Genomic DNA, 24,486 nt, shown 5'->3' on the forward strand with positions numbered 1-24,486 from the left:
GGCACGGCGGCATGCAGATGTTTCATGCCGGGTTCAGGGGCCGGGGTGGTAAGCGCTCGGCCATGAACGCGCCGGTCGCCCGCTTCGTGCGTCAGCTGATGCTGGCGCTGATGCTCGCCGTCAGCATGCCGGCCTCGGCGCAGGACAGCGACGAGTCCGGCCCGTCGGTCTTGCGCGACACCGAGACCGAGGCCCTATTCCGCGACGCCTCGCGTCCGCTGATCGAAGCGGCCAAGCTCGATCCCAACAGCGTCAAGGTCGTCCTGCTCAACGATCCGGAAATCAATGCCTTCGTCGCCACCGGGCAGACGGTCTACATCCAGTCCGGCCTGCTGGAGGCGACCGACAACGTCAATCAATTGCAGGGCGTGATCGCGCATGAGCTAGGCCACGTCGCCGGCGGCCATTCGATCCGCATCGACGAAGGCGTTCGCTCGGCGACCGGCCTGACGATCGCCACCCTCGTCCTCGGCGCCCTCGCGATCGCCGCCGGCGCCGGCGAAGCCGGCATGGGCATCATGGCCGCGGGACAGCAGGCGGCCCTCGGCAATTTCCTCTCGTTCACCCGGACTCAGGAAGCATCGGCGGACCAAGCCGGGGCGCATTATCTCTCGGTCGCCGGCATCACCGGCAAGGGCATGCTGGACTTCTTCGGCAAGCTGCAGAATCAGGAATACCGCCTCGCGATCTACGACAAGGACAGCTACGCGCGGACCCACCCGCTTTCGTCGGAGCGGATCCAGGCGCTGACGATGATCTTCCACAGCGATCCGGCCTGGGGCCACCCGGTCGATCCGGCGCTCGACGCCCGCTTCCAACGGGTCAAGGCCAAGCTGTTCGGCTTCCTCGAGCCGCGCCGCGCGGTGAGCAAATATCCCGAGACCGATCAGAGCGTGCCTGCGCATTATGCGCGCGCCTACGCCTACCACATGGGCAGTTACCCCGACAAAGCCATCGCCGAATCGAATGCCCTGCTCGCGACCAATCCCCACGATCCCTATTTCCTCGAGCTCAAAGGCCAGATCCTGCTCGAATCCGGCAAGCCGGCGGACGCCATCTCCCCGCTTCGCGAGGCGGTGCAGCGCTCCGGCGATGCGCCGCTCATCGCGGCGATGCTCGGCCACGCGCTGGTCGCCACCGAAGATCCCAAATATTTCACCGAGGCCAAGCAGGTCCTCAAGACCGCGGTCGCCCGCGATAACCAAGACCCGTTCGCCTGGTATCAGCTCGGCGTCATCTACGACCGCGAGGGCGATGAAGCACGCGCGCAGCTTGCGACTGCGGAGCGCAGTAACCTGGAAGGCAATCCGAAGCTCGCTTACGCCAGCGCTCAAATGGCCATGAAGGGCATTGCGAGCGGATCGCCGGACTGGCTTCGCGCCCAGGATATCGCCATGGTGTCGCGGATCGAGCTTGCCAAGAAAGACAAGCGCTACAGAGACAAGGAACAGAAGGACCAGTGACGAACAGATCCTCGCTCTTCGGAGCGGCGGTCGCGGGGGGAGTAGTCGGGTCGGCGATCACCGCCGCGCTGCTGTTCTTCGCGGCTCCGCAATATCTCGCCAGCCGCATCGTCCGTCAGGGCATGCTCGACGATCCACAAATCCTGTCCGACACCGTCGATGCGCTGCGGGACATGCAATATGCGCCCGTCCTCGCGCAGTATCGGGCAGCGGTCGAGACGCCGTTCGCAAGCTCGTGGCGGGGGGCGGCCAAGCCCGACGTCACGCTGGTCGAATTTTTCGATTACGCCTGCCCCTATTGCAAGGCGAGCAACCCCTACGTCGACCGCCTGCTCAAGGAAGATAAGGGACTTCGCGTCGTTTATCGGGAGCTGCCGATTCTCGGCCCGGACAGCGTGACCGCCGCGCGCCTCTCGCTGCAAGCGTCGGGAGCGGGACACTTCGCCCAGTTTCATGACACCTTGTGGGAGGCCGGCCGGCCCGCTCCGGACACGATCGCTAAGGCGGCCCAAGCTGCGGGGATTCCCGCCACGCCGACCGACGATCCCGCCATTCGCGAAGAGCTGAAGCGCAACTTCCAGCTGGCGGGCCAGCTTGGGGCCACCGGCACGCCGTTGTTCGTGATCGGCAATCGGGTGATGAACGGCGCCGTCGGCTATGACGCGCTCAAGGACGCGATTGCGGCGGCGCGCAAGAAGAAGTGAGCCCGATTCCAAGGTAGAGCGTGAATGAACCCTGGGTGCCGACGTTTCGCAGTTGGGATGCTTGTTCTCGTGGCGGCGGCCGTGTCGTCGCCAGCGTCTGCGCAACCGTTCGCTCCCCCAATTCGGTCAGACTACCTTACCTGGAAAGGCGCCCCAATTCCGGGCGGCGAAGGTAGGATTGCCTTTGCCCTGAATAAAAGGAAATCTCGGCCAATCGCGGTCCTGCTCCGGAGGACAGGCAAGAAAGATAATTTCGGTACGTTCTATTCGACGGAACTTCTTCCAGAGTTTCTGCTCGAAAAGGGTTTTTCTGTGGCGCGGATCGAGCCCTTTGGAAACGGGCGACCCGACCCGGTCCGGGAAGCTCGCTTCACACGCGACGGCATCGCCGAAATCCTTCGGCGCGCCCGCGAACTCGGCTATGACGATAGCAAGCTCGTCTTAGTGGCATCCGGATGGGATGGGTATGCTGGAGCCCGCGTCGCACTTGAGAACTCTCCAATAATCGAAAAGATCAAAGCGGCAGTCCTTATCGACGCCGCAGGCCTAGATCCCCATGGCGGTCGGAATCGAGATATTCCAGGACTTGAGTCTATGATGACGCCGCCAAATGCGAGCTCTTTGATCGTCCTAGGGGTCAAGGACTTCGGCGCGCGTGCCGACGCGGCGCGGTCATTTGTCGAAGCGCTCCAAAAATCGGGAGTCCAAGCACATCTTCTTTGGACCGGGCGGACGCTGCGGGACACTGAATCGACCCAACTTGGAGGCAAGGGCAACAAGCCAACCGAAGAAATCATTCGACTGTTGGCTCAGGCCGGGATCATCGAGAAGGAGTAATCAGGCTCATGCTCTTGAACCCTTGGGCGACCACGTACCACTCGCTCGAATCCTTACGGCTGGCCGGCGGTTTCGCGTGCTTGACGGTCGTAAAGCGGCGTTTGAGCTCGGCGACGAGGTCGTTGTCCGCGCCTCCCGCCAGCACCTTGGCCACGTAAGCTCCCCCGGGCCGCAACACTTCGGATGCGAATTCCAGGCCGGCTTCGACGAGGGCCATCGTGCGCAGATGATCGGTCTGCGGATGGCCGACGGTGTTGGCGGCCATGTCGGACAGCACGAGGTCGGCCGCCCCGCCGAGCGCTTCCTTGAGCCGGTCGGGGGCCTGCTCGTCCATGAAATCCATCTGCAAGATGGTGACACCGTCGATCGGATCGGTCGGCAGGAAGTCGATCCCGACCACCGCCGCCTGAGGCACGCGCCGGCGGACTACCTGGCTCCAGCCCCCCGGAGCGATGCCGAGGTCGATGACGGCCTTGACGCCCTTCAGGAACCCGAAACGCTCGTCCAGCTCGAGCAACTTATATGCCGCCCGGCTGCGGTAATTCTCCGCCCGGGCACGCTTCACATAGGGGTCGTTGAGCTGCCGTTCGAGCCAGCGGGTCGAGGAGACTTTGCGGCCCTTGGCAGTCTTCAGCCGCTTCACTTGCCGCTCACAGCGGCCAACCGTCGCGGGCCATCAGCGACCTCAGGATCCCTTCGCGGATGCCGCGGTCGGCGATGCCGAGGTTTTGGGCCGGCCAGATCTCGATGATCGCCTCGAGGATCGCGCAGCCGGCGACCACCAGATCGGCCCGCTCGGCGCCGATGCACGGCAACGCCGAGCGCTCGTTATAATCCATGCCTGCGATCATCGCGCTGATCTGTTGCATCGCCTCGATCGGGACGTGGAGGCCGTCGACCGCGCGGCGGTCGTAGGATGGCAGTTCAAGATGCACGCTGGCGAGCGTGGTGACGGTGCCGCTCGTGCCCAGCAGCCGGATGCCGTCACGGGTCTCCGGGAGCATGGTTGCGAAATTGGCGAAGGCGCGGCGCGCCCGCTCGCGCATGCGTTTGTAGGCCTTGAGCCGGTCAGCGCCTTCGAGCGCCTCCTTGCCTTCGCTTTCGGTCAACGACACCACGCCCCACGGCGCGCTCCACCAGGCCCGGATCCTGGGCGTGCCTTCGACCTGGTCGATCAGAACCAGTTCGGTAGAGCCCCCGCCGATGTCGAAAATCAGCGCCGGTCCGTCGCCCGGCTCGAGGAGCTTGTGGCAGCCAAGAACGGCGAGGCGGGCTTCCTCCGCCGGTTCGATGATATCGAGCACAATCCCGGTCACGTCATGCACACGATCGACGAACTCGCGGCCGTTGTCGGCGCGGCGGCACGCCTCGGTGGCGACCGATCGCGACAGCGAGACGTTGCGTCGCCGCAGCTTGTCAGCGCAGATCGACAGCGCATCGACGGCGCGGTCCATGGCATCTTGGGAAAGCGCGTTCGAGCGCGATAGGCCTTCGCCAAGGCGGACGATCCGCGAAAAAGCGTCGATGACGGTGAATCCGCTGTCGTTGGGGCGCGCGATGAGCAAGCGGCAGTTGTTGGTGCCGAGATCGATCGCGCCATAGGTATGGCGGTGATCCCGCCGGCGCGGAGCTCCTGGTTCGAACCGCCCGCCCTGCGCACCGCCTTCATGCTGCAGAGCCGGCGTACTGACGGCTTGCTGCGCCATGTGCACGCCCGTTCCTGTTCTTCACCACGCGTCAAGCGCGGCTGACTTGATCCGGTTTTAATCACAATTTTAGGGCTTTGGGCAAGTCACGGCGGGATTTTCCCCGGCGTTGACAGGCTCCGGAGCGCTTTCTATCTCGCCCGCTTCCGCCGTTTTCCGGCTGATGCCCCGTCGTCTAATGGTAAGACTACGGACTCTGAATCCGTCAATCGAGGTTCGAATCCTCGCGGGGCATCCATTCACCTGCTAAAGCGCTGAGCGCCCGTGCTGACGACCTCAAAGCCCGAATTTTCTATTGTCGCCGCCGAGGACGGCGAAGGCTTCCGGATCGCTGTCGAAGCTAACGCCGCGTCCGTCACCTACCTCGTGCCGACCGGCACGCAGCAGGATTTCGCCCTGTTCTATCGGAAGCTCGCAGTAGATTTCGGGACGCGGATACCGCATCTCTTCGCCGCTGCGGTCGAGCATCCGCCGGCCGCCATCCGCTGGCGGCCGCTGCTCACCGAGAACGTCCATCCGAACATCCTCGTCGGGTACGGCGACCCCGCCGTGCTTCGCGGCAATGATGGATATTGGCTGGTCGCGACCTCCAACGACGCGCCCGACGCCTTCCCCATCCTCCATTCCGTCGATCTCGAACATTGGGAGCCCAGGGGCTTCGTTTTCCGTGAGGGCGACGAGCCGAAGTGGACGGCGAAGGGCCGCAACGTCGCGGATTTCTGGGCCCCGGAAATGGCCAGGGTCGGCGGCGAATATTGGCTCGCTTACACCGCTCGGCAGGCATCGAACGCGCTGGCGATCGGCGTCGCCCGGAGCACGAATCCGGTTGGCCCGTGGCTCGACAATGGCGCGCCGCTGATCACCGGCCAGCCGCTGAACACGACCGGGCTCGGGCTCGATCCGGCCAAGCCGCAAATGAGCGGCGGGGTGATCGACTCCCATATCTTCGTCGATCCCGGAACGGACGATCCTTATCTGTTCTGGAAGGACGATACGAACAGCATCTGGCCACGGCCGCTCGCCGGCCTGCTGCGCCAGCATCCGGAGCTGATCGACCGGCTCTTCGAGGGCGAGGAAGACCGGCGAACCGCCGCCTTTGCGGCAGCGATCGTCGGCTGGGCCAATGTCCAACGGCCGATGGTCCGCTTCTTCATCATGCAGCCGCTGATCGAGGCAGTGCTTGCTAACCGGGCTCGCGCGAAAGCGGGACTGATAGAATGCGGACTGGCGCCGGGAATCGTCGATGCGATGTCGACCCCCATCCATGCCCAGCGCCTCGCCCCCGACGGCCGGTCGCTGACGGGCGAAGACCGCATCGTGCTGGCCAACGACGTCGATTGGGAGGGGCACCTGATCGAAGGGCCGTTCGTGACGTTCCAGAACGGCCGCTACTGGATGTTCTACGCCGGCAACGACTTCTCGACGCCCGCCTACGGCATCGGCGTCGCGGTCGCCGATCATCCCCTGGGGCCCTACCTCAAGCAGGGCGCTCCGGTGCTCCAATCCACGCGCGAGTGGACGGCCCCGGGGCATGCCTCGGTGGCGCCAGGTGTCGATGGCCGGCCGCAGCTGTTCTTCCACGCCTTTCACCCCGGGACGGGCGGCTACAATGCCTTCCGCGCGCTCCTCACGGTCGGCCTCAGCTTCGAGGGTGGCCGAGTCGAAGTGGTCGAGCTCTAGTTGATCCGGTGGACCGCACCGCCGCCGTTGATCGCGCTCGAAACGCGCGGACTGCCCGAGTAGCGGATCTCGCCCCCGCCGTTGACCGCGGCCGCCAGGCTCGAGCGGGCACGCACGCTGATCAGCCCGCCGCCGTGGACCGCCGCGCTGACGTCGCTCGCAGGAACTGCGAGTGCATCGATCTTGCCGCCGCCGCGGACGGCCGCCGAGAGCTGGCGCTGTGGGCCAAACCCGGCTGACGCGCGAATCAGCCCGCCGCCATCGATCGCGAGATCGGGCGCGCTTGGGCTCTGGACATCGATCCGCAGCCGGTAGTGACGCGGGCAATTGCCGGCGCAGACGTCGATGCGCAACTGGCCGCCCCGTTCGACCCGGAAGCGCGTGATTGAGGCGCTCCCCTCGACGATGGTGACGCGTTGGCTCGGGCCGGGGCGGACCGTCACTTCGCCGCCGCCGCGAAGCTGGATCGACCGGAAGGCCGGGACAGCAACGTACTCGGAGGCCAGCACGGGCGCGGCGATGGCGATAGGCAGAACGAACAGCGGCAGCAGCGAACGCATGGGTGACCTCCTGCGGGATACGCTACATATGTAGCGCTACATTTGCAGCGTGTCCATAAAAAGTTGCGGCCCGGGCGCAAACACGCCAGTCCGATCCAATGATCCGCATCATCGGCAGCTACGTTAGCCCCTATGTTCGCAAGGTGCTGGCCTGTCTCAACGTCAAGGGCCTGGCCTACGAAATCGACCCGATCACGTCCTTCTTTGCGAACGACGACTTCACCCGGCTCAGCCCGCTGCGGCGCATTCCCGTCTTGATCGACGGCGACGTCACATTGTGCGATTCGTCGGTGATCGCGGCCTACATCGACGAGGCCTATCCCGGCCCTGCCCTGATGCCATCGGATCCCGCCGGCCGCGCCCGCGCCCGCTGGCTCGAGGAATATGCCGACACCCGCCTCGGCGACCTGTTCATCTGGGGCCTGTTCTATCAAAAGTGCGTCCATCACCTCGTATGGGGCGAACCGGGAGACCAAGCCCGGATCGAAAAGACGCTGACTGACGACCTGCCGGACGCGCTCCACTATCTCGAGACCGAATTGCCCGAAGCCGGCTTCCTGTTCGGCGAGATCGGCATCGCAGACATCTCGCTTGCGACCTTCTTCAGGAACGGCGTCTATGCCGGGTTCGAAGCCGATCCCGATCGATGGCCGAAGACCGCGGCCTATGTCGAGCGCGTCCTCGCGCATCCGGCCTTCGCGCACCTGCTGCCATTCGAGGACGTGCAACGCAGCGTCGAAATCCGGCGGCGTCGCGAAGCCCTGCTGGAGGCGGGCGCGCCGCTGACCGCGCAGACCCACGGGACGCGGGAGCCGCGCCGCGGGATCATGCGCCTTTAGCCTTTGGGCTGCTTGCAGCCGAGCACGTACTTTTTCTTTGAGCTTGCCGATTTGGCCGGTCGTGGCGGCGGCGCGGGCTTCGGCGCCGGAGAGGCCACCGGCGCGGGGGCGGCCGTGGGCGCAGCCGCGACCGGCTTCTTCAGGGTGAAGGGCTTGGAGTCGCAATGACCGGAGTCGGTCGCGGCAGCGGAGGTCGCCCAAAGCATCGCCGCCGCCATCAGGATTTCGCGTGTCATGTCATCGCCCTAGCAAGGAGCGACCGCGCGCGAAACTCAATGATGCTGCCCGGAAATCCAATGCTCGATGCGGGTGCGCAGCGAGGGCTTGGAGGGAATGAAGCCGGGCTCGGGGATCGCCGGCTCTTCCGCCGCCTCGTAGAGGGTCAGATTGTCGGGAAGCCGCGGCCGTAGCGTCTCCCGCCCGCGCAGCAGATCCTCGGCCATTGCCAGCGACCGATGCACGTCCTCGGCGGTGAACGGCTTCATCAGGCAGCCAAGCGCGAGGTCGGGCATGGCGAAGCGCGGCGCCTTGCCGCTGACGAACAGGCACGGGACGTCGAGATCGGTGAGGCGGGCGGCGACCGAAAAGCCGGTGCTTCCGCGCGCGAGATGGAGATCGAGCAGGACCAGGTCGGGCTCTTGCTCGGCAACTGCCGCAAGGGCGCTGTCGGCGTCGTCGGCGGTCCCCACCACGCGGTAGCGCGGATTATCCTCGACCAGATATTTAAGCGTTGCCGCGAGCTGTGAATCGTCCTCGACAATCAGGATCCTGAGCATCCCCGTATGCCTCCCCGAAGCGGAGATTCTTGAAGAAAAATCCGCAACTTGATGGTCGCTCGGATTGTCTCCGGCGCGAATCCCTCGTGAACGAGGTTAACGCTGAGGCGGCTCCGTCGCGGGCCAAAGCGAGGACCAGATGAGAAAAGGCGCCCCGGCGAGCGAGTGCCGGGACGCCTTCGGGCAAACTGCGGGGTTCGAAACTAAGCGCGGTAGAAGATGTGCTGTCCGATCTTGCGCTCCTCGGTCAGGTTGCGCCGCCACGACGGCGCAACATAATCGGCGTGGTACCAGAGAACGTCGGTCGAGACGCTCGGAACGACATTGGTCGCAGCGAGGCGGGCAACCGCCTCCGCCTTGCGCCAGGCGTCGGAACCGTAGTTGACCGCCGGGAACTGGCCGTTGCGAACGAACGAGAATTGCGCCGGCTGCTTGATCGTCGCGCACCAGGTCGGCGGGTACTTGCCCGACGCGGCGCGGTTCATGACCACCCGAGCGACCGCCAGCTGACCGTCCGCCGACTCGCCGCGCGCCTCGAAATAGACGGCCGTCGCGAGGCAATTGGTTTCCGCGTCGAGCGGGGCGTTGGCGGCATAGCGATCGACCAGCGCATAGAGCGGCCAGCCGGCGCGATAGAGCCACGCCGCTTCGGACGCCATCGTCCCGACTTTGACCGTCACTGACTGCGCCGGCGCCGACTGCACCACGCTGCCGTTGCCGAGCGTCACCGCACTCGTCGTCTTGACGATCGCCTGGGTGACCATGGCAGCCGCCGAGTTTGCCGTCGCGCCGCCCAGCGGGCGAGCCGTCGGATAGGCAGCAGCGTTAACGGCAGCCTTCAGATTGTAATTGATGTTCGCCACCTGCGCGCCGGCCTCGCTCGAGCCCAACGCAAGCATGAGAAGTCCCATCACCGCGGACGCGCCGCGGTTACCCAATAATTTGATCACTTGTTCTTTTGCCCTAATCTGGCGGACGAAACCGCTGGGGGCGCCGAAGCGCACTTGCGACCCAGTGGAGATGCTCGTCCGTCTTGCCCTGGAGCCCGGCGTCTCAATGCGCCTTCGGCTCACTCGCTCTCAATTGCTGAAAACTAGATAAGCGATGCGTTAACCCGTTCCAATCAACAAGCGGTGAACCGGTTGTGAGCCGGGATGGAATTCGGAACCCTTTCAGTTTGTTCAGTTTTCTCGACTTTTTCGGGGATCGGCGGCTCGGCTCGCCGCTGCTTTGAACCCGTTCGACGGCGGTGTAACGGGATCCGTCCCAAAAGGAGGCGTTTCCGATGACCCGCTGGCTGATGAAATCCGAACCCGAGAGCTACGGCTGGGCGGATCTGGTGCGCGATGGCGCCACCGAATGGGATGGCGTGCGCAACAATGCGGCGCGGTTGCACCTCAAAGCGATGAAGCCCGGCGACGAGGCGTTTTTCTATCACAGCATGTCGGACAAAGCGGTCGTCGGCATCATGCGCGTGACGCGCGGCGCCGAGCCCGATCCCAAAGCGCCCGAGTGGGTCCGGGTGCGGGTCGAGCCGGTGCGGCCGCTCGCCCGGCCGGTGACGCTGGCGGAGATCAAGGCCGAGCCCGCGCTGGCGAAGATGGAGCTGATCCGCCAGTCGCGGCTGTCGGTCGCGCCGGTGCGCGACGACGAATGGGCCAAGGTGCTGGAGATGGCGGGCTAGCTGCGCCAGATTGCCGCTTGCGGCCATGAACGTCATGAGCAGGTCGTGAGGGTTTGCTGAAAAATGACCACCGACTGCTTCCGCTTCGACCGCTTCACGCTCGACGCCGCCGACCGCCGCCTGCGCCGCGACGGCGCGCCGGTCGAGCTCAACGCGCGCTACCTCGACGCCTTGTGCCTGCTGGTCGGCGACGCCGGGAAGCTGATCCCCAAGGAGCGTTTCCTCGACGAGGTGTGGCGCGGCGTGCCCGTCACCGACGAAGCGCTGACCCAGTGCATCCGGACCTTGCGCAAGCAGCTCGGCGACGAAGCCGGGCGGCCGCGCTTCATCGAGACGGTGCCCAAGCACGGCTACCGCTTCATCGCCCCGGTGGAAGGTGGCGTCGAGCGCGGCGGCGTAGCGTTGGGGCCGAGCGCCAGGCCGGCGCGCGACTGGGGGCGATTCGTCGAGTTCGGCATGGCGGGAACCATCGGCGGCGGGCTCGCGGGGCTGATCGGCGGCATCATCTACGGCTTCGCCGCCTCGTCGCAGCCGCTCGCGCCGGGCATGGGCGCGGTATCGATGCTGCTGGTGCTGACGTGCCTCACCATTGTCGTCGCGCTGACCGGCGGCGCGGGGGTGAGCTTCGGCATCGCCGCGGCGCGGCTGATGGCTGGCAGCTTCGGCCGGTGGAGCATTGCCGGCGGCGCGGCGGGCGGGCTGCTCATGGGCGCGATCGTCAAGCTGCTCGGGCTCGACGCCTTCAACCTCCTGCTCGGGCGGGCGCCGGGCGAGATCACCGGCGCGTTCGAAGGGCTGGTCGTCGGAACTGCGGTCGGGCTCGGCGTGTGGCTCGGCCGCGGCCGCTTGCGGCGCAGCGCGATCGCCGCCGGCGGCGCGGGCGCGCTCGCCGGCGCGGCCATCCCGCCACTCGGCGGCCATTTGATGGCCGGCAGCCTCGCCGCGCTCGCCCGCACCTTCCCGGAATCGCGCCTGCGGCTCGACCAGATCGGCCACATGGTCGGCGAGGCGAGCTTCGGCCCGACCGCGCAGATCGTCACCGGCGCCCTCGAAGGCGCGCTGTTCGGCGCCTGCGTCGCCGGAGCGATTGCCGTGGCGCGCAAGACGCTCGCGGAATGAGCTAGCGCGCGACGGGCGGCGGGGGGTGAGTCAAGTTGGTCAACTTCGCTCGAAATCCAACGAAGTTTACGAAATTGACGCCGTCTATGTGCGCGGAAATTGGCACCTCTACGCGCGTGCGCACCCGCGACCGGCCGTCGGCGAAACGATCTGCTGAGCGACGAATGTTCGCGAATGTTCGCAGTGACGGCGGCGATTTTGGGCCCGGCGGATGAGGACCAGCGCGGTGGGAGTAAGCGGGGCTGCTGGAGTCGAGCGCGCATCAACCAGCTTATGACTGAAGTGGGGTGCTGTAGGAAAATGGTTTGTTTGGGCCGCGTGATGAAGCCGGCAAACCGTTCGTGCAGATTATTCGATAGGGATCGTTACGGGCCGATACAGCGTTGAACGCGACCAGTGATTTTTGGAGCGAAAGCGTGGCTGAGACGGTCGATAAGGCTAATTTTGGGGTCGAAGGTCTCGACGATATCACCGTTGGCGGTCTCGCTCGCGGACGGCTCTTCCTGCTCGAAGGGAGTCCGGGGACGGGCAAGACGACGATCGCCACGCAGTTCCTTATGGCCGGGGTGGCGGCTGGCGAGCGCGCGCTCTACATCACGTTATCGGAAACAGAGGACGAGCTGCGGTCTGGGGCGACGTCGCACGGCTGGTCGCTCGACGGGATCGACATTTTCGAACTCGTTCCCCCCGAGAGCCTGCTCGACGACGAACAGCAGCAAAGCCTGCTGTATTCCTCCGACTTGGAACTCGGCGAAACGACGAAGCGCATCTTCGAGGCGTTCGAGAAGGTCAAACCGACGTGTGTGGTGTTGGACAGCCTGTCCGAAATTCGCCTGCTCGCCCAATCCTCGCTGCGCTATCGCCGGCAAATCCTGGCACTGAAACATTATTTTGCCCGCAGCGGCGCGACCGTCTTGATGCTCGACGACCTTTCGAGCGAGGCCAACGACAGAACGATGCACAGCGTCGCGCACGGGGTGATCCGGCTTGAGGAACTATCCCCGGAATATGGCCCCGAACGGCGCCGGCTGAGGGTCATCAAATATCGCGGCCAACGGTATCGCGGAGGCTATCACGACTTCGTTATCGACACGGGGGGCGTTCGCGTATTCCCAAGGCTTGTTTCGGCGGAGCACCGAAGCAAATTCAAGCGCAACGTGCTGACGACTGAATCAGCCGGGCTCAACGCGCTGCTCGGCGGCGGTGTCGAGCGCGGATCGAGCATGCTGATCCTGGGCCCTGCAGGAACGGGCAAGTCACTGCTGGCGCTCACCTTCGTCGCGGGTGCGATTAAACGGGGCGAAAAGGCGGCCATGTTCATCTTTGACGAAGAGCTGGGACTGCTTTTTGAGCGTGCAAAGGGGCTCAGTATCGATCTGCAGGCGATGGTCGACGGTGGGAATCTAACAATCGAGCAGGTTGATGCCGCCGAGCTAACGCCTGGCGAACTTTCAGCGCGGGTGCGGCGCTGCGTTGAGCAGCAGGAGGCCCAGACTGTCGTGATCGACAGCCTCAACGGCTACCAAGCATCGATGCCGGAGGAAAAAGCGCTGATCCTTCATATGCACGAGCTGCTGCAATATCTGAATCGTCAGGGAGCCTCGACATTTCTGACCGTTGCCCAGCATGGCTTGGTCGGCGACATGAAGGCGCCGGTTGATGTTACCTACCTCGCCGACACCGTTATCCTGCTGCGGTATTTCGAAGCACTCGGCCGAGTCCGGAGGGCAATGTCCGTGATCAAAAAACGGACCGGGGCCCACGAAGACACGATCCGCGAATATCGCATCGACGGCCGCGGAATCACGCTCGGTGAGCCACTTATCGGCTTTCAGGGTGTACTTCGCGGCGTGCCGGAACTGATCGAAGAGCGCCCGGCGTTGTTGGAGCGTGCGGCCGAGTGAAGGATGCGGTTTCCGAGCGAGCGCTAATTCTCGCGCCTCAAGGACGGGACGGGATGGTGGCGCGCGGCATGCTTGGCGAGGCCGGGCTCCGAGGCGATGTCGTCGAGGATATCACCCAGCTAGTCGCGTTTTTGCACATCGGTGCGGGCTTCGCCGTCGTCACCGAAGAGGCGATCAGCGGAAGCGACCTTTACGCTCTGTCGAAGTGGCTCGATGAACAGCCTGAGTGGTCTGACTTTCCCTTCGTGCTTTTGACTCAGCGCGGCGGCGGGCTCGAGCGTAATCCCGAAGCGGGGCGCTTCCTCGACGTACTCGGAAACGTGACCTTCCTGGAGCGACCGTTCCATCCCACCACCTTTGTCAGCCTGGCCCAATCGGCGCTGCGCGGTCGCCGCCGGCAATATGAAGCGCGCGCAAGGCTGGAGGAATTGAATCAGCTAGCCGCCGATCTCGAGCAACGCGTTGAGGATCGCACCGCCGAGCGCGAGGCAGCCATGGCTCAACTGCATGAAGCCCAGAAGCTTGAGACCCTTGGACAGCTGACGGGCGGCGTGGCGCACGATTTCAACAATTTGCTGACGCCGATCACCGGTGCTCTCGATATTTTGCAGAAAAGATACGGGAAGAGTGATGAGCGTTCAGCACGACTGTTGTCCAATGCACTCCAAGCCGCCGATCGTGCGAAGATATTGCTCCAGCGCCTGCTGGGGTTCGCTCGCCGACAGTCGCTGAGCACGCAGGCCGTAGATATCGCAGCCTTGCTGACCGGCATGCGCGATCTGGTCTCTAGCTCGGTCGGGCCTACGGTCGAGGTGCATCTTCGCGTCGACGCGGATCTGCCATTGGCACTGGTCGATCCAAACCAGCTAGAGCTTGCGATACTCAACTTGGCGGTCAACGCACGCGACGCCATGCCGGAAGGCGGACCGCTAACTATCCTCGCGGAAGAGGTCGCGATCGGGCCTCAATCCTCTCCAAAGCTCAAGCCAGGCCTCTACATCAAACTGTCAGTGATCGACGCCGGCTGCGGGATGGATTCGGAGACGATCGGACGAGCCATTGAACCATTCTACTCGACTAAAGAGTTTGGGCGCGGAACAGGGCTTGGACTGTCGATGGTCCATGGTCTCGCCGCGCAGCTTGGGGGAGGCCTTTTGCTCACTAGCGCACTCGGTGAGGGGACGCGTGTCGATCTTTATCTCCGGGTCGCCGGCGAAGACGCGTCGACCGAAGAACGTCCGACCCTAAAAACGGTGAAGTCCGTTGGTCGCCGACTTTCAGTGTTGCTAATCGATGACGAGCCCTTGGTGCGCATTGCGACCGCCGAGATGATTCGTGATCTCGGCCATCGTGTCGAGGAGGCCGAGGGCGGAGCCGAAGGCTTGGCCCGACTAGAGGATGGGCTGTCCGTTGACGTTGTGATTACGGATTACATGATGCCAGGAATGGACGGTGGCGCGCTGGCTCGTCGCATTGCGCAAACTCAACCGAACGTCCCGGTTTTACTTATCACCGGCTATACCGGCCCCACCGACGACGTTCTTCACTTACCTCGTTTGGCCAAGCCGTTTGGTCAGGCCGAAATTGCTGAAGCACTAAGCGGCCTTTTTGCAGACGACGAAAAAGTCGTGCGTTTTCCAAGTCGGAAGCCGATTAAGTAGCACATCCAATCTCTCCAGCCGGCCGATCAGGCGGAAGTTGGCCAACCGATTTTCTGCGGCCTTAATCGCTCTGTCGCCAGTGTATGCTTTGGGTCGATACCGGACATTCACGAACCAAGGGCCTAGGCTGCCTCGGCCCTCCGGTTTTGACGCTTCCGCTCGTGCGGGTCGAGGTGGTGCTTCCGTATCCGGATGACCTTGGGCGTCACGTTCGACCAGCTCGTCGTCCTTGGATGTAGGCGATCGCCTGCTCGAGGCTCATTTGGCGGCGCGGCGTTCGTGCGCAGGCGAAGCTCACCTTCGCTCGATCAGCTCGGCCAGCTGCTCGGTAAAATTTCGCCCGTTCTGGCGGTAGCCGCCGTTGCTGCCGGCGGCGGTCGCGGCGCGGCATAGGTCGAGCGCCTGTTCCTTACGGCCCAAGGCGATGAGCGTCGTCGCGACAGCGGCGAAATACTGAAACGGGCGCTTCTCGGCGGCGCGGCAGCGCTCGAGATAGTCGCCAAGCGGCAGGCTTGCCGTCGCGGCGGCCCACTGCTCCGCCTGCTTCAGGATGCGCGCGGCGGCTGCCCCCGCATCATTGGCGTCGTCGATATCGACATCGGCGAAGGGCGGATCGCGCAGGGCGAGGCCGAGATGGCGTCTCCACAGCGGACGCCGCCACTCCTCGCCCAGGCCCAGCGCATCCCAGAAGATCGGGTCGACGGCCATCGGCCTGACGTGCGCAACCAGGCGCGTGCGCGTCCGGCTGGGGTCGAGGAGGACGCCGACCGCGACGAACCAGCCGTCGCGATCGTCGTAGAGGCAGTTCTTGGCGGTCACGAAGCGGGTCGGCTTGGCGGCAGCCGTGAGCGCCTTGGGGAATGCCGCACGGAAGTCCTTGCGCGCGGCGCGCTCTTCCTTGGTCACGCTACGCTGTGCGAACGCATACTCGCCCCTTTCCCTGACGCGAAGTGAAGCGCGGGTTGCGGGGTGGGTCAAGGTTTCACCGCCGGCGGCGGCCTGGGCCCCGGCCTTCGGCGGGGAACAAGTTACGCCGCTTCGAGCTTGCGGCTCGCCCGCTTCCGCTCATGCGGGTCGAGGTGGCGCTTGCGGATGCGGATTACCTTGGGCGTCACTTCGACCAGCTCGTCGTCCTGGATGTAGGCGATCGCCTGCTCGAGGCTCATGCGGCGCGGGGGGGTGAGGCGGATGCCTTCGTCCTTGGGGCCGGAGGCGCGGAAGTTGGTCAGTTGCTTGGACTTGAGCGGGTTGACCTCGAGGTCCTGCGGCTTGGCGTTCTCGCCGATCACCATGCCCTCGTAGAGCAGCTCGCCGGGGGAGATGAACAGCACTCCGCGCTCCTCCAGCGCGCTTAGCGCATAGGCGACCGCGGGGCCCTTCTCCATCGAGATGAGGACACCGTTCTGGCGGCCCTGGATCGGGCCCTTGTAGGGGCCGTAGCGCTCGAACAGGCGGTTCATGATGCCGGTGCCGCGCGTGTCCGAGAGGAACTCGCCGTGGTAGCCGATGAGGCCGCGGCTGGGCGCGCTGAACGTCAGGCGGGTCTTGCCGCCGCCCGACGGGCGCATGTCGGTCATCTCCGCCTTGCGCAGCGCCATCTTGTCGATGACGGTGCCGCTGAACTCGTCATCGACGTCGACGACGACGGTCTCGTACGGCTCCTCGCGGCCGTTGGGGCCGTCGCGGAAGAGGACTCGGGGGCGGCTGATCGACAGCTCGAAACCTTCGCGGCGCAGCGTCTCGATGACCACTCCGAGCTGGAGCTCGCCGCGGCCGGCGACCTCGAAGCTGTCGTTGTCGGAGGCCATGGTGACGCGGATCGCGACATTGCCCTCGGCCTCGCGCTCGAGGCGGTCGCGGATGACGCGGCTCTGGACCTTGTCGCCGTCGCGCCCGGCATAGGGGCTGTCGTTGACGGCGAAGCTCATCGCCAGGGTCGGCGGGTCGATCGGCCGCGCGTGGAGCGGCGCCGCGACCGCGAGATCGGCGATGGTGTTGGAGACGGTGGCGTTCATCAGCCCGGCGATGGCGACGATGTCGCCCGCCTCGGCGCTTTCGACTGGCACCCGCTCGAGCCCGCGGAAGGCGAACACCTTGGTGGCGCGGCCTTCCTCGACGACCTTGGCGTTCACGTCGAGCGCCTTGATCGGCATGTTGACGTCGAGGCGGCCGCTTTCGATGCGGCCGGTGAGGATGCGGCCGAGGAACGGGTCGCGGTCGAGCAAAGTGGCGAGCATGCGGAACGGGCCGGCGTCGACGCGCGGGCGCGGGACATGGCTGACGATGGTCTCGAACAACGGAGTGAGGTCGCCCTCGCGGATGTCGTCGGTGAGCCCGGCGTACCCGGCGCGGCCGCTGGCATAGAGCGTCGGGAAATCGAGCTGCTCGTCATTGGCGTCGAGGTTCAGGAACAGCTCGAATACCTCGTCGAGGACTTCGGCGGGGCGCGCGTCGGGGCGGTCGATCTTGTTGACGACGACGATCGGCTTGAGACCAAGCGCGAGCGCCTTGCCGGTGACGAACTTGGTCTGCGGCATCGGGCCTTCGGCAGCGTCGACAAGCAGGATGACGCCGTCGACCATGCTGAGGATGCGCTCGACCTCGGCGCCGAAATCGGCGTGGCCGGGGGTGTCGACGATGTTGATGCGCGTCGTCTGGCCGTCATGCTCCCACTCGACCGAGGTGCACTTGGCGAGGATGGTGATCCCGCGCTCCTTCTCGAGGTCGTTGGAGTCCATCGCGCGCTCCTCGACGCGCTGGTTGTCGCGGAAGGTGCCCGACTGGCGGAACAGCTGGTCGACCAGCGTGGTCTTGCCGTGATCGACGTGCGCGATGATCGCGACGTTGCGAAGATTCATGAATATTTCCGAGAAAAAGTGAGCGCACGATGTAGTGCAAAAGGTGTCATGTTGCAATGCAGCATCGCAACGGCCGGGGGTCCTGAGCGTTTAGGCGGCAGGTGAAATCAAGGAGATCGAACATGCCCCGCGGTGCATATACCGGAAAGCAGGATCGCAAGGCTGAGCATATCGAGAAAAGCTACGAGAAGCGCGGCGTTTCCAAAAAGGAAGCCGAGAGCCGCGCGTGGGCCACCGTCAACAAGCAGGACAAGGGCGGCAAGAACGCCGGCCACGGCCGCTCGTCGAGCCGCAGCGCCGCCGCCAAGAAAGGCTGGGAAACCCGGCGCCGCCACGGCCACGGGTAACGCCTACCAGGTCGCGGGGGCGCGCCGGTTGCGGTCGAAATAATCGGGCGCCAGTGTCGGATTGACCTGGCGCTGGAGCACCGGATGGCGCGCCAACACCTTGCCGGTGGCGAGATCGTAATCGGTGTCGCGGTGCGGTGCGATCACGCCAGCGACCGAGCGGAAATCCGAATAGCGCGTCTCGACCTTCTGCTGTGTCTGATCGACGTCGGGATGGAACGCCCGTTCGTCGCGCCGGCGGACCGCCTGCCAGGTTTTCGGATCGACGTAGAAGTTGCTGACGTGCCCCGTTGAGTAGCGGACCTGGACCAGCTGGTAGGTGGTGCCGTCGATCGTTTCCGGCGGCATCATGGTCAGCGTGTGGCCGCGCTGCGCAAAGCGATGCCAGCCGTAAAGCTTGTCCTCCGCCCCATGTTGCAGGGCGTTGGCCGCGCCGGCGGCGACGCTGGGTTCGGGGCCGTTCTTTCCCCACGTCCAGACGCCGGCGGAATCGATGCCCTCCGCCCCGGCAAACTTGTCGCCGACGTAAATGTCGACCTTGACCAGGCCGGCGGTGTTGGCGGCATAGCGTCCGTCGAGCTTCTGCCCGGCCTCGTCGATTTCGACATCCATCAGCAGCGAGTGCATCCGGTCGAGCGCGGCAGCGCCGCCGCGGGCGCGGGTGTTGCGGCGGACCACTTCATCGAGAGTCAGGAGCTTGGCCGCAGCGAGCGGCACGGCGACAGCCGCAGCTGTCCCACCGATCAGGGCAAGAACGGTTCGTCTGCTGAGGAGCAGTGGATGGCGATACATGCTACAAGTGTAGCACCAGAAATGGCCGGGTCGAGCGCCAATCGATGAACGACCGAAGGGACTGTATTTGCCTCTAGCGCGGCAGCCGCTCGAGAATTTCGAAGCCGCGTTCGAGGGCCCGCAGCTCGCTGTGCGCGAGCTTGCCCATCCGCCCTTCTAACGAGGCGTCCGAAGCCGGCGGACGGTTGAGATGCTGGCGGCCCATGTCGGTGAGCCTGAGCGCCAGGCGGCGGCGATTCTGCGGGTCGGGCTGGCGATCGACCAGGCCGGCGCGGACCAAGGCGTCGATCGAGCGGCTCGCCGCCGGAGCCCCCCGCTTCACCCGCGCCGAAATCTCGTTGAGCGTCGCCGGCTCGAGCTCGCCGACGGCCATCAGCAACGCACGCTGCTGGCCCAGGGCCTTGGCGGCCGCCATGTCCCCGCCCATCTGTTCGACCAGTTTTGCGAAGCGTGCCGCAAGCGCGGCCGGTGTCGATCCTCCAAACATATTTGCAGCGTATCAATATTTTGCGCGCGCGCAACATTGCATCGGTGCATCCGTCATTGCGAGGAGCGAACGCGACGAAGCAATCCAGTTGCAGCGGGCTGGATTGCTTCGCTACGCTCGCAATGACCATGGAAGATCGCCCGCCGCTCCCTCGCAATGTGTGGATCCTCGGCTTCGTCAGCATGCTGATGGACCTGTCGAGCGAGATCTATCATGCGCTGCTGCCGGCGTTCGTAACGATCGTCCTTGGGCTTCCGGCGACCGCGCTCGGCGCGATCGACGGCGTCGCCGAGGCGACCGCCAATTTCGCCAAGCTCGGCTCGGGGCGCTTGTCCGACCGGAGCCGGAGGCGAAAGCCGTGGGTGATCGCGGGCTACGGCCTGGCGGCATTGTCCAAGCCGCTGTTCGCGCTGGCGACGAGCGGAGCGACCGTGATGCTGGCCCGGTTCGCCGACCGGATCGGCAAAGGCATTCGCGGCAGCCCGCGCGACGCCATGATCGCCGACGAGACCCCGGCCGAAATCCGCGGCCGCGCCTTCGGGCTGCGCCAGGCGATGGACACCGTCGGGGCGTTGCTGGCGCCGATCGCGGCGATCGCCCTGATGGCATGGTTCGCGAGCGACATCCGCCTAGTCTTCTGGATTGCGATCATTCCCGCCGCGGCATCGTTCCTGCTCGCCTGGCTGGCGCTGCGCGAACCCGAGCAGTCGTTCGCGCCGCTCAAGCGCTCACCGCTGTTCACCGGCTTTCGCGAGCTCCACCGCGAGACCAAGCGGCTGCTTGCGGTCGGCTTCCTGTTCGGCCTCGCCCGTTTCTCCGAAGCCTTCCTCATCCTCAAGGGTATCGAGGCGGGCCTGTCGGAAGCCTGGTCGCCGCTGACGCTCGCGCTGTTCAACCTCGCCTATGTCGTGCTCGCCTACCCGGCCGGCATCCTCAGCGACCGGATGAGCCCGCGCGCTATACTGATGGCGGGCATGGCGGTGCTCGTCGCCGGGGACCTCATCCTCGCCTACGGCAGCGGCCTGGCGTGGGTGTTCGCGGGGGTTGGATTGTGGGGCGCGCACATGGCGCTTACCCAGGGCATTTTTTCGCGAATGATCGCCGACAGCGCTCCGCCCGAACTGCGCGCGACCAGCTTCGGCGCCTTCTGGTTCGTGACCGGGATCGCGGGATTGCTCGCCAGCCTCGGCGCCGGCTTGCTGTGGGACCGCGAAGGAAGCGCGGCGACCTTCGCCACCAGCGCCGGCGTCGCCGCCATGGCGCTGGCGATGCTCAGCCTGCTGCCGGAGGAGCCGTCAAGCGCTTCCAGATGATCCAGCCGACGCCAATCCCGACTCCGAAGGCAAAGACAAACAGGAGCACGGACATCACCGGCTCGACCCACGCCGGCCACGGATTGTCGCCGTAAACGTAGATCCACAGGAAGCCATAGACCGTGCCGACGAAGGCGATCGCGGCCGCAAAGGCCGCCACGCCGCCGGCGATGATCGCCAGGGCCAGTGCGAGCCAGCGGTTCACCGGGTGAAGCTCTCGCCCTTGGCGGCCTTGTCGAGCAGCAGTTGGGAAAAGCTGAAGGCGGGCTTCATCCGCTCCTCCTGCCCCTTGAGGCCTTCGACGATCTTTGCGAGACCGACGCTGTCGGCCCAATACATCGGCCCGCCGCGGTAGACCGGCCAGCCGTAGCCGTAGACCCACACCACATCGATATCGGAGGCGCGCTGGGCGATGCCTTCCTCGAGGATTTTCGCGCCCTCGTTGACCATGGTGTAAAGCGTGCGCTCGACGATCTCCTGGTCGCTGATCTCGCGCCGCTGGACGCTTTGCTTGCTCGCAAAGTCCTCGATCACCTGTTGGACGACGGGCGATGGGCTCGGGCGCCGCTTCTCGTCATAATCGTAGAAGCCGGCGCCCTTCTTCTGGCCCCACCGTTCCATCGCGCACAGCTGATCGCGAATGGTCTCGACGCGGGTCGGGTCGCGGTGCCAGCCGATGTCGACGCCGGCGAGGTCGGCCATCTGGAACGGCCCCATCGGCATCCCGAACTCGACATGGACGCGGTCGATCTGCTCGGGCGTCGCACCTTCGAGCAGCAGCTTGGTCGCCTCGATCTGGCGCGGCATCAGCATGCGGTTGCCGATGAAGCCGTGACAGACGCCGGCGACCACCGCGACTTTGCGGATCTTCTTGGCGATGCCCATCGCCGTCAGCAGCACGTCGGGCGCGGTCTTCGCGCCGCGAACGATCTCCAGCAGCTTCATGATGTTGGCCGGCGAGAAGAAATGCATGCCGAGGACGTCGGCGGGCCGCGAGATGCTCGCCGCGATCTCATCGACATCGAGGTAGGAGGTGTTGGAGGCGAGGATCGCGCCGGGCTTGGCGATCTTGTCGAGCCTGGCGAACACGTCCTTCTTGACGTCCATGTTCTCATAGACCGCTTCGATGACGAGGTCGCAGTCGGCGAGCGCGGCGAAGTCGAGCGTCGGGCTGAGTTGGCCCATGGCCCGCTCGACCTGCTCGGCGGTCAGCTTCCCCCTGGCCGCGCTTGCTTCATAATTCTTGCGCATGACGCCAGCGCCGCGGTCGAGCGCCTCCGGTCCCATCTCGACGATCGTCACGGGAATGCCGGCGGAGAGGAAGTTCATGGCGATGCCGCCGCCCATCGTCCCCGCGCCGATCACCCCGACCTTGTGGATCGGCCGCGGCTCGGTGTTCTCGGGCAGGCCTTCGATCTTCGAGGCTTTGCGCTCGGCGAAGAAGAAGTAGCGTTGGGCGGCGGATTGCTCGCCGCTCATCAGCTCCATGAACAATTTGCGCTCTTCGATCACGCCTTCGGCGAACGGTTTCTGCGTCGCGACCTCGACCGCTTCGATGTTCTTGAGCGGCGCCTCGAAGCCGCGGAACTTCTTCGCATTGGCAGTGCGGAACTCGTCGAAGATGCCGGGCGCGCTGTCGGCCATCCGGTCCTGCCGCTCGGACGACTTCGCGAGCGGCCGGATGTCGCGCACCTCCTCGGCATAAGCGACCGCATGTGGGATGAGCTCGCCCTCGACGAGGCGGTCGACCAGGCCGCAATCGAACGCGTCCTTGGCGCCGATCGGGTTGCCGGTGGCGCACATTTCGAGCGCCTTGCGAACGCCCGCGACGCGCGGCAGGCGCTGAGTCCCACCCGCGCCAGGCAGCAGACCCAGCTTGACCTCGGGCGTCCCCAGCTTCGCGGACTTGTCGGCGACTCGATAATGGCAGCCGAGCGCGACCTCGAGCCCGCCGCCGAGCGCGGTGCCGTGGATCGCGGCGACCACCGGCTTGGAGCAATTCTCGATCGTGTCGACGACGACCGGCAGCCACGGCTGCTGCGGCGGCTTGCCGAACTCGGTGATGTCGGCGCCGGCAAAGAAGGTCTGGCCCTCGCAGGCGATGACCACCGCCTTGACGGCATCGTCACCCTCGGCCTCGGCAATGGCGTCGACCAGCCCCTGGCGCACCGAGGTCGACAGCGCATTCACCGGCGGATTGTTGGAAAGGATGATCAGCACGTCGCCGTGCCGCCGGGTCGAGATCGGGCTGGTCATGCCCTCTTCCCTTCATCGACGCAGGCATGTCGTCAATTGAAATGCGCGGTTCAGCGGATCTCCTTGCCGTCGCGAAGCTCGATGTAGGCTTTGCGGACCATCGACAGTTTGGCGGTGTCGAACTGCCCGGCGAGGTCGGGATCGCCCTTGCTGAAGCGATCGCGGAATTTCGACAATTCGACCTTCGCCTGAACGTCGTCGATCGTCACCGCGCCGCCGCGAAGCGCGGCCTGAGTTTGGCGGACCACCTCCTCGAACAGCTCGGCTTCCATCAGCATGTAGGACTTGTCGTGGAACGCTGGCCCGTGACCGGGAACAATCGTCGTCGCGTCCAGCGCCGCGAGCTGGCGGATGGACTTGGCGTGCTCCGACAGCGGCGGAGTGAAATAGGGAAGCGGGTAGCTGACGGTGTCGCCGGTGATGAGGATCTTCTCCTTCGGCAGATAGAGCACGGTGGTTGCCGCGGCGTCGCCCGTCACGCTCATGAACCGGAACTCGCGGCCACCGTGCCGGAGCACCAGCTGATCGGTGTAGGTCAGCGTCGGGTAAATGCGCTTAACCTTCAGCTGCTCGGCCGCCATGTCGCGGATCTGCTGCATCTCCCGTTCGATTTGCCGCTTCAGTTCGGGAGTCAGCGGCGAGCCGTCGGCGCGCTTATTGGTCGCGAACTGCTCCGCGACCGATTTTTCCTGGGCGGCCAGGCCTTTCGGGATGTAGCTCGGGTAGAAAGCGCTGAAGTTGAGCATGAAGTCGCGCTCTTTCTCGGTGGCGATGATCTCGAGGTCGGGATCAGCGGCGGCGAACACCTCGTTTCCGGACCAATGGTCGGGGTGCCAGTGCGAGTTGGCGACGAAGCGCACCGGCTTCGGCGTGATCTTCCGGATCTCCTCAAGGATCGTCCGCGCGGTCGAGGGACGCGTGGTTGTGTCGAACACGAGCACGTCGCGGTCGGTGACGATCGCGACCGAGTTGAGCTGCTCGACATAGCCGTCGCTGGCGACGGTGAATTGGTAGATGCCGGGCGCGAGCTCGGTCCGGGCGATCTCAACCGGTGCTGGTTGGGCAATCGCCGGCACCGACACGGCCATTGCACACGACAGCAAAATACATTCGATTTTCATGACTTCCTCCCACCGCCGTGGAGGATGCCGCGGGGTTGACGCCCGGGGCAGTCAAGAAAAGCTCAATTTCTCCTGAGCGCTCGAAGTCCGCCGTCGGCGGCTTAGCTGCCCCTGGCCTTGAAGCCGCCGATCACGCCGAGAATGAAGCTGGTGACCAAGGCCAGCTGGACTTTGCCGTCCGGATCGCTCCAGCCGAAGTATCGCGAACCCCAGCCGACCAGCGCGATGAACATGGCGATCGAAATTCCGCCGACCATGCGAACCTCCCCACAAGCGGCAATCGGGTCGCCGCGGTACGAAAATGCCCGGATCAGGCTAAACAAAGGGTAAAGCTTGCCCCGGTTCGGGAGGCTGGCCATAGGGGCGGTACCCTCCAATG

At 65.1% G+C, this 24,486-nt stretch carries 25 protein-coding genes, 1 tRNA gene and 1 pseudogene; 12 read left to right on the forward strand and 15 right to left on the reverse strand.

All coding sequences use genetic code 11. The features are described 5' to 3' along the window. The first annotated feature begins 62 nt into the window (after positions 1-62). From N539_RS0105560 to N539_RS18410, 3 genes are read left to right on the forward strand one after another with little or no spacing between them, the layout of a single operon-like run. Positions 63-1,463, forward strand: coding sequence for a M48 family metalloprotease (locus tag N539_RS0105560; protein WP_028969460.1), 1,401 nt, complete (start codon positions 63-65; stop codon positions 1,461-1,463). Then, positions 1,460-2,167, forward strand: coding sequence for a DsbA family protein (locus N539_RS0105565; protein ID WP_028969461.1), 708 nt, complete (start codon positions 1,460-1,462; stop codon positions 2,165-2,167). Before N539_RS0105560 ends, N539_RS0105565 begins: the two co-directional genes overlap by 4 nt. A 57-nt stretch (positions 2,168-2,224) precedes the next feature. Next, positions 2,225-3,004, forward strand: coding sequence for a hypothetical protein (locus N539_RS18410; RefSeq protein ID WP_156029777.1), 780 nt, complete (start codon positions 2,225-2,227; stop codon positions 3,002-3,004). On the opposite strand, the gene N539_RS0105575 is transcribed toward N539_RS18410, so the two are convergent. Both N539_RS0105575 and N539_RS0105580 read right to left on the reverse strand, forming a co-directional pair. Then, a complete protein-coding gene (locus tag N539_RS0105575; protein WP_028969463.1) occupies positions 2,988-3,647 on the reverse strand; it encodes an RlmE family RNA methyltransferase in 660 nt (219 codons plus the stop codon). The genes N539_RS18410 and N539_RS0105575 overlap by 17 nt on opposite strands. A 7-nt stretch (positions 3,648-3,654) precedes the next feature. Beyond that, positions 3,655-4,710: a Ppx/GppA phosphatase family protein gene (locus N539_RS0105580; protein ID WP_028969464.1), complete on the reverse strand. Its 1,056-nt coding sequence runs from the start codon at positions 4,708-4,710 to the stop codon at positions 3,655-3,657. Positions 4,711-4,874: 164 nt separating this feature from the next. Between N539_RS0105580 and N539_RS0105585 the strand changes: the two genes are divergently transcribed. Both N539_RS0105585 and N539_RS0105590 read left to right on the forward strand, forming a co-directional pair. After that, a tRNA-Gln gene (locus N539_RS0105585) sits at positions 4,875-4,948 on the forward strand. Positions 4,949-4,974: 26 nt separating this feature from the next. Further along, positions 4,975-6,390, forward strand: a complete 1,416-nt coding sequence (locus tag N539_RS0105590; protein ID WP_051531478.1) for a glycoside hydrolase family 43 protein — start codon at positions 4,975-4,977, stop codon at positions 6,388-6,390. On the opposite strand, the gene N539_RS17685 is transcribed toward N539_RS0105590, so the two are convergent. Then, positions 6,387-6,950, reverse strand: a complete 564-nt coding sequence (locus N539_RS17685; RefSeq protein ID WP_028969466.1) for a GIN domain-containing protein — start codon at positions 6,948-6,950, stop codon at positions 6,387-6,389. The two genes, N539_RS0105590 and N539_RS17685, sit on opposite strands and share 4 nt — an antisense overlap. Positions 6,951-7,048: 98 nt before the next feature. Here N539_RS17685 and N539_RS0105600 point away from each other — a divergent pair, with 98 nt between their 5' ends. Further along, positions 7,049-7,789 (forward strand): glutathione S-transferase family protein, encoded by a 741-nt coding sequence (locus tag N539_RS0105600; protein ID WP_037552174.1) that lies wholly within the window; start codon positions 7,049-7,051, stop codon positions 7,787-7,789. Here N539_RS0105600 and N539_RS0105605 read toward each other — a convergent pair. From N539_RS0105605 to N539_RS17695, 3 genes are all read right to left on the reverse strand, one after another. Then, a complete protein-coding gene (locus tag N539_RS0105605) occupies positions 7,786-8,025 on the reverse strand; it encodes a hypothetical protein (RefSeq protein ID WP_028969468.1) in 240 nt (79 codons plus the stop codon). The genes N539_RS0105600 and N539_RS0105605 overlap by 4 nt on opposite strands. 36 nt (positions 8,026-8,061) lie before the next feature. Next, a complete protein-coding gene (locus N539_RS17690; RefSeq protein WP_051531481.1) occupies positions 8,062-8,565 on the reverse strand; it encodes a LytR/AlgR family response regulator transcription factor in 504 nt (167 codons plus the stop codon). 203 nt (positions 8,566-8,768) lie between these two features. Next, the gene (locus tag N539_RS17695) at positions 8,769-9,515 is read right to left on the reverse strand and encodes a cell wall hydrolase (RefSeq protein ID WP_156029778.1); all 747 of its coding nucleotides are present in this window, start codon (positions 9,513-9,515) and stop codon (positions 8,769-8,771) included. 335 nt (positions 9,516-9,850) lie between these two features. Here N539_RS17695 and N539_RS0105620 point away from each other — a divergent pair, with 335 nt between their 5' ends. From N539_RS0105620 to N539_RS15695, 4 genes are all read left to right on the forward strand, one after another. Then, a complete protein-coding gene (locus N539_RS0105620; protein WP_028969469.1) occupies positions 9,851-10,249 on the forward strand; it encodes an EVE domain-containing protein in 399 nt (132 codons plus the stop codon). Positions 10,250-10,312: 63 nt separating this feature from the next. Continuing rightward, positions 10,313-11,368 carry a winged helix-turn-helix domain-containing protein gene (locus N539_RS0105625; protein ID WP_028969470.1) on the forward strand — a complete coding sequence of 352 codons (1,056 nt, stop codon included), beginning with the start codon at positions 10,313-10,315 and terminating at the stop codon, positions 11,366-11,368. A 416-nt stretch (positions 11,369-11,784) separates the two neighbouring features. Continuing rightward, the gene (locus N539_RS0105630) at positions 11,785-13,272 is read left to right on the forward strand and encodes an ATPase domain-containing protein (RefSeq protein WP_028969471.1); all 1,488 of its coding nucleotides are present in this window, start codon (positions 11,785-11,787) and stop codon (positions 13,270-13,272) included. Further along, positions 13,269-14,933: a response regulator gene (locus tag N539_RS15695; RefSeq protein WP_051531484.1), complete on the forward strand. Its 1,665-nt coding sequence runs from the start codon at positions 13,269-13,271 to the stop codon at positions 14,931-14,933. The genes N539_RS0105630 and N539_RS15695 overlap by 4 nt, the downstream gene beginning before the upstream one ends. A gap of 122 nt (positions 14,934-15,055) precedes the next feature. Here the strand turns inward: N539_RS15695 and N539_RS19165 are convergent. The 3 genes and pseudogenes from N539_RS19165 to typA all read right to left on the reverse strand — a co-directional run. Continuing rightward, positions 15,056-15,264, reverse strand: a pseudogene (locus N539_RS19165) (translational GTPase TypA); the annotation flags it as partial. Beyond that, positions 15,228-15,839 (reverse strand): hypothetical protein, encoded by a 612-nt coding sequence (locus N539_RS0105640; protein ID WP_028969472.1) that lies wholly within the window; start codon positions 15,837-15,839, stop codon positions 15,228-15,230. The gene N539_RS0105640 and the pseudogene N539_RS19165, both read right to left, overlap by 37 nt. Positions 15,840-15,961: 122 nt before the next feature. Continuing rightward, the gene (gene typA, locus N539_RS0105645) at positions 15,962-17,791 is read right to left on the reverse strand and encodes a translational GTPase TypA (protein ID WP_028969473.1); all 1,830 of its coding nucleotides are present in this window, start codon (positions 17,789-17,791) and stop codon (positions 15,962-15,964) included. Positions 17,792-17,913: 122 nt separating this feature from the next. Here typA and N539_RS0105650 point away from each other — a divergent pair, with 122 nt between their 5' ends. Then, positions 17,914-18,138 (forward strand): hypothetical protein, encoded by a 225-nt coding sequence (locus N539_RS0105650; protein WP_028969474.1) that lies wholly within the window; start codon positions 17,914-17,916, stop codon positions 18,136-18,138. A 3-nt stretch (positions 18,139-18,141) separates the two neighbouring features. Here N539_RS0105650 and N539_RS0105655 read toward each other — a convergent pair whose 3' ends face one another. Then, complete coding sequence (locus N539_RS0105655) at positions 18,142-18,930, reverse strand: hypothetical protein (protein ID WP_028969475.1); 789 nt, start codon at positions 18,928-18,930, stop codon at positions 18,142-18,144. Between the two features lie 73 nt (positions 18,931-19,003). Beyond that, the gene (locus N539_RS17700) at positions 19,004-19,417 is read right to left on the reverse strand and encodes a MarR family winged helix-turn-helix transcriptional regulator (protein ID WP_051531486.1); all 414 of its coding nucleotides are present in this window, start codon (positions 19,415-19,417) and stop codon (positions 19,004-19,006) included. Between the two features lie 128 nt (positions 19,418-19,545). Here N539_RS17700 and N539_RS0105665 point away from each other — a divergent pair, with 128 nt between their 5' ends. Continuing rightward, positions 19,546-20,730, forward strand: coding sequence for an MFS transporter (locus N539_RS0105665; RefSeq protein ID WP_231462897.1), 1,185 nt, complete (start codon positions 19,546-19,548; stop codon positions 20,728-20,730). Here the strand turns inward: N539_RS0105665 and N539_RS0105670 are convergent. The 4 genes from N539_RS0105670 to N539_RS18415 form a co-directional block, all read right to left on the reverse strand. After that, entirely contained in the window at positions 20,690-20,935 is a 246-nt protein-coding gene (locus N539_RS0105670) for a hypothetical protein (protein ID WP_028969477.1), read from the reverse strand. The genes N539_RS0105665 and N539_RS0105670 overlap by 41 nt on opposite strands. Continuing rightward, a complete protein-coding gene (locus N539_RS0105675) occupies positions 20,932-22,986 on the reverse strand; it encodes a 3-hydroxyacyl-CoA dehydrogenase NAD-binding domain-containing protein (RefSeq protein ID WP_028969478.1) in 2,055 nt (684 codons plus the stop codon). Before N539_RS0105675 ends, N539_RS0105670 begins: the two co-directional genes overlap by 4 nt. 50 nt (positions 22,987-23,036) lie before the next feature. Further along, positions 23,037-24,074, reverse strand: a complete 1,038-nt coding sequence (locus N539_RS0105680; protein WP_028969479.1) for an MBL fold metallo-hydrolase — start codon at positions 24,072-24,074, stop codon at positions 23,037-23,039. Between the two features lie 134 nt (positions 24,075-24,208). After that, positions 24,209-24,466: a hypothetical protein gene (locus N539_RS18415; RefSeq protein WP_156029779.1), complete on the reverse strand. Its 258-nt coding sequence runs from the start codon at positions 24,464-24,466 to the stop codon at positions 24,209-24,211. Positions 24,467-24,486 lie beyond the last annotated feature (20 nt).

Source organism: Sphingomonas sp. URHD0057, assembly GCF_000620665.1.
Classification (GTDB): Bacteria; Pseudomonadota; Alphaproteobacteria; order Sphingomonadales; family Sphingomonadaceae; genus Sphingomicrobium.

Bases quoted from the DNA above. Each gene is read 5' to 3' on its own strand.
- N539_RS0105620 (WP_028969469.1), top strand. From the start codon at position 9,851: ATGACCCGCTGGCTGATGAAATCCGAACCCGAGAGCTACGGCTGGGCG.
- N539_RS0105580 (WP_028969464.1), bottom strand. From the start codon at position 4,710: ATGGCGCAGCAAGCCGTCAGTACGCCGGCTCTGCAGCATGAAGGCGGT.
- N539_RS17690 (WP_051531481.1), bottom strand. From the start codon at position 8,565: ATGCTCAGGATCCTGATTGTCGAGGACGATTCACAGCTCGCGGCAACG.
- N539_RS0105560 (WP_028969460.1), top strand. From the start codon at position 63: ATGAACGCGCCGGTCGCCCGCTTCGTGCGTCAGCTGATGCTGGCGCTG.
- N539_RS0105650 (WP_028969474.1), top strand. From the start codon at position 17,914: ATGCCCCGCGGTGCATATACCGGAAAGCAGGATCGCAAGGCTGAGCAT.
- N539_RS0105625 (WP_028969470.1), top strand. From the start codon at position 10,313: ATGACCACCGACTGCTTCCGCTTCGACCGCTTCACGCTCGACGCCGCC.
- N539_RS17700 (WP_051531486.1), bottom strand. From the start codon at position 19,417: ATGTTTGGAGGATCGACACCGGCCGCGCTTGCGGCACGCTTCGCAAAA.
- typA (WP_028969473.1), bottom strand. From the start codon at position 17,791: ATGAATCTTCGCAACGTCGCGATCATCGCGCACGTCGATCACGGCAAG.
- N539_RS18410 (WP_156029777.1), top strand. From the start codon at position 2,225: ATGCTTGTTCTCGTGGCGGCGGCCGTGTCGTCGCCAGCGTCTGCGCAA.
- N539_RS0105655 (WP_028969475.1), bottom strand. From the start codon at position 18,930: ATGTATCGCCATCCACTGCTCCTCAGCAGACGAACCGTTCTTGCCCTG.
- N539_RS0105605 (WP_028969468.1), bottom strand. From the start codon at position 8,025: ATGACACGCGAAATCCTGATGGCGGCGGCGATGCTTTGGGCGACCTCC.
- N539_RS0105665 (WP_231462897.1), top strand. From the start codon at position 19,546: ATGGAAGATCGCCCGCCGCTCCCTCGCAATGTGTGGATCCTCGGCTTC.
- N539_RS17685 (WP_028969466.1), bottom strand. From the start codon at position 6,950: ATGCGTTCGCTGCTGCCGCTGTTCGTTCTGCCTATCGCCATCGCCGCG.
- N539_RS0105600 (WP_037552174.1), top strand. From the start codon at position 7,049: ATGATCCGCATCATCGGCAGCTACGTTAGCCCCTATGTTCGCAAGGTG.
- N539_RS0105675 (WP_028969478.1), bottom strand. From the start codon at position 22,986: ATGACCAGCCCGATCTCGACCCGGCGGCACGGCGACGTGCTGATCATC.
- N539_RS0105680 (WP_028969479.1), bottom strand. From the start codon at position 24,074: ATGGCCGTGTCGGTGCCGGCGATTGCCCAACCAGCACCGGTTGAGATC.
- N539_RS18415 (WP_156029779.1), bottom strand. From the start codon at position 24,466: ATGGCCAGCCTCCCGAACCGGGGCAAGCTTTACCCTTTGTTTAGCCTG.